The 2,398-nt window shown below is 59.0% G+C and carries 2 protein-coding genes; one reads left to right on the top strand and one right to left on the bottom strand.

What is annotated here, in order from left to right; genetic code table 11:
* The coding region (locus ACRC1E_RS04120; protein ID WP_438513843.1) for an adenosylcobalamin-dependent ribonucleoside-diphosphate reductase at nucleotides 1–1,612 on the bottom strand (1,612 nt) is incomplete at its 3' end.
* A gap of 383 nt (nucleotides 1,613–1,995) precedes the next feature.
* Here ACRC1E_RS04120 and rraA point away from each other — a divergent pair.
* Nucleotides 1,996–2,398: ribonuclease E activity regulator RraA (rraA, locus tag ACRC1E_RS04125; RefSeq protein ID WP_438513844.1), on the top strand; the 403-nt coding region annotated here is incomplete at its 3' end.

Genomic DNA, 2,398 nt, shown 5'->3' on the forward strand with positions numbered 1-2,398 from the left:
TAAACGGCGCGACCGCAGCCACCATCAGCATATGATCCAGCGCACCCATGCTCATCGCCGAGACAAAATAATCCGGCAAGTTGTCGGTGTCGCCACCCAGCATGCGGTACACGCGGTAGGCGTGATCTTCGACGACATAGTCCTGAGTGCCGCCATCGGCCATGCGCTTCTTGCGGGTGTAGAACCAGCTAAACGGCGGCTCGATACCGTTGGAGGCATTGTCGGCAAAGGCCAGCGAAATAGTGCCGGTCGGCGCGATCGACAGCAGATGCGAGTTGCGGATACCGTACTTCTTGATACGGGCCTTGAGCGCGTCGGGCAGGCGGCTGGCGCAATGCGGCGCAGCCAGATACTTGTCGGCGTCAAATAGCGGGAAGGCACCCTTCTCGATCGCCAGATCGACCGAGGCATCGTAAGCGGCATCGCGCATCGCTTCGGAAATCCTGGCGGCAAAGCGGCGGCCTTCGGCACTATCGTAACGCACTTTGAGCATGATCAGGGCGTCACCCAGGCCGGTAAAGCCCAGGCCGACGCGGCGCTTGGACTGCGCCTCTTTTTCCTGTTCTTTCAGCGGCCACACGGTCAGGTCGAGCACGTTGTCCAGCATGCGCACCGCCATGCGGACGACTTTCTCAAAGGCCTTGAAGTCGAATACCGGCTTGTCGCCGAAAGGCTGGCGCACATATTTGCACAGATTGACCGAGCCCAGATCGCAGCAACCATAGTCCGGCAGCGGCTGCTCGCCGCACGGGTTGGTCGATTCGATCACTTCGCAGTAGCTGAGGTTGTTGTCCTGATTGATCTTGGACATAAACAGTACGCCCGGCTCGGCGTGGTCATAAGTGGACACCATGATCTGCTTCCACAGATCACGCGCCGGCACGGTGCGGTACACCCACAAGCCATCGGCACGCTGGTAATTGCCGGGGAAGGCATCGGATGCCGGCTCGACCGCGTGGGTCAGTTCCCACTGGCTGTCGCTATCGACGGCCAGCATAAAGGCATCGGACACGCCGACCGAGATATTGAAGTTCTTCAGATCGCCCTGGTCTTTGGCGTGGATGAAATCTTCGATATCGGGGTGGCTGACATCGAGCACGCCCATCTGCGCGCCACGACGCGCGCCGGCAGACTCGACCGTTTCGCAGCTGCGGTCGAATACACGCATATATGACACCGGGCCAGAGGCGCGGCTATTGGTACCCTTGACGCGGGCACCCTTAGGACGGATGCGGCTGAAGTTATAACCGACCCCGCCACCACGGCGCATGGTTTCGGCAGCCTGCAGCAAGGCTTCGTAGATGCCGACCTTACCCAGTTGCGGCTCGGACACCGAGTCGCCCACCGGCTGTACGAAGCAGTTGATCAGCGTGGCCTTAAGATCGGTACCGGCGGCGGAGTTGATGCGGCCACCGGGAATGAAACCGTTATCCAGTGTTTCAAAAAACAGCGGTTCAAAACGGGCAGGGTCCTTTTCCTGCTGGGCTAGCGCGCGCGCCACACGTTGACGCACTTCGCTGACCGAAGTTTCGCCGCTCTTGGCGTACTTCTCCAGCAAGACTTCACGCGAGATGTCCTGCTCAGCCATCAAGGCCACATTTTCCTGTTTCACCGCAAACCTCCCATTCACCTACAAAATCAATATATACGCACTCGGCGCGCAGTATGGCACAAGCTGTTGTTGTTTAAAACATTGACAAACGCTAAAAAAGCACACGATGCCGCCCAATAATGGCGGCCAAAAAATCCGGTAAGGGCGCGAGTCTCGCGCAAAGCAGGCGCTGCGGCAAGGGGCAAAGCGGTGGAAAAAATGTGGATAAAACGCGACGCACCAGCCAGCCTGAGCTTGCAGCGCATCCCGCCTTGAACGAGCTCAAAACAAACACCCCATCCGGCCGTACCTGCCATCGATAAAGCACTGCCTGACCATGCAAATGGTCTGTAGAATAAGCCCGTCAAGCTGATTCTCCACCGACTCCAACAGGAAAACCGGACATGCATTTTCTGACCACCGATCTCTACGATGCCAACGAAGGCCGGGTTCAAGTTGCCGAACCACGACTGAAAAATTTCGGCGGCCGTACCCGCTTTGCCGGCCAGATCGTCACCCTCAAGCTGTTCGAGGACAACACGCTGGTGCGCGAAGTGCTGGCCACCAACGGGGGTGGCAAGGTGCTGGTGATTGATGGCGGCGGCTCGCTGCGCTGCGCACTTCTGGGCGACCAGATTGCCGAACTGGCGGTGAAAAACAACTGGGAAGGCGTGGTGATCTACGGCTGCATCCGCGACTCGGTTGCGATCAAGGCGCTAGACCTTGGGGTACAGGCCATCGCCACCAACCCGAAAAAATCGGTCAAGCGCGGCGAGGGCCAGCGGGATCTGCCGGTGCACTTTGCCG

It is taken from the genome of Craterilacuibacter sp. (assembly GCF_051659485.1).
Classification (GTDB): Bacteria; Pseudomonadota; Gammaproteobacteria; order Burkholderiales; family Chromobacteriaceae; genus Craterilacuibacter.